Raw genomic sequence first — 770 nt, 5'->3', positions numbered from 1 at the left:
CCGTCAGCCGCAAACACATGCGCCCGGAGCACCTCCGGCATGACCCGGTCCCCCGGCTTGGGCGCCCAGCCGGTGACATGCGCCCGCAGCGTCTTGCCCTGCCAGTCCGCGGAGACATCAAACCCGTGCGGCCCGTAAAGCGCGGAGGTCACCACACCGGTCCATGCCCGGCCGGTGTCCCCGGAGGGGCTGGGGTGCGCGAGGTTTGACTGCACCGGATGCAGCACCAGGTCCAGCGGCGACACCGCGGCGGTCACCGCCAGGGCACTGTGCCCCAGTCCGCCCACGCCCAAGCACGGTCCGGCTTCGAGCCGTCCGCCGGGGATGCTGATGCCCTCCGCGATCTGAAGCCGTCCCTCCGCCCAGGTCCCGTCCAGCAGCACGGCATCGTTGACGAACGATGCCACAAACGCCGACACCGGCCTCCGCACCAGCTCCTCCGGGGTACCGATCTGCTCAATCCGCCCGGCCCGCAGCACCGTCACCCGGTCCGCCAGGGCCAGGGCCTCCGCCCGGTCGTGCGTGACGTGCACCGAGGTCAGTCCCTGCTCGCTGGTCAGCGCCTTCAAGTCCAGCCGGAGCCGGGCCCGCAGCGGTTCGTCCAGGGAAGACAATGCTTCGTCCAGGAGCAGGGCCTGCGGAGCGCCTACGATCGCCCGCGCCAGTGCCACGCGCTGGCGCTGTCCGCCGGAGAGCGCGGCCGGTGCCCGCTCCCCCAGCCCCTCCAACCCGACCAGCCCCAGCACGCTGCGCACCCGGGCCTCCGCATC

The 770-nt window shown here is 72.6% G+C and carries 1 protein-coding gene; it reads right to left on the bottom strand.

Annotated elements, in window-relative coordinates:
• A partial coding sequence (locus QMA10_RS10760) for an ABC transporter ATP-binding protein (RefSeq protein WP_290168237.1) occupies window positions 1-770 on the bottom strand: 770 nt, incomplete at both ends.

This window comes from Arthrobacter sp. APC 3897 (assembly GCF_030407495.1).
Classification (GTDB): Bacteria; Actinomycetota; Actinomycetes; order Actinomycetales; family Micrococcaceae; genus Arthrobacter_B.
Note: the sequence above shows the minus strand (reverse complement) of the source record. Positions and strands in the feature narration are given on the sequence as shown.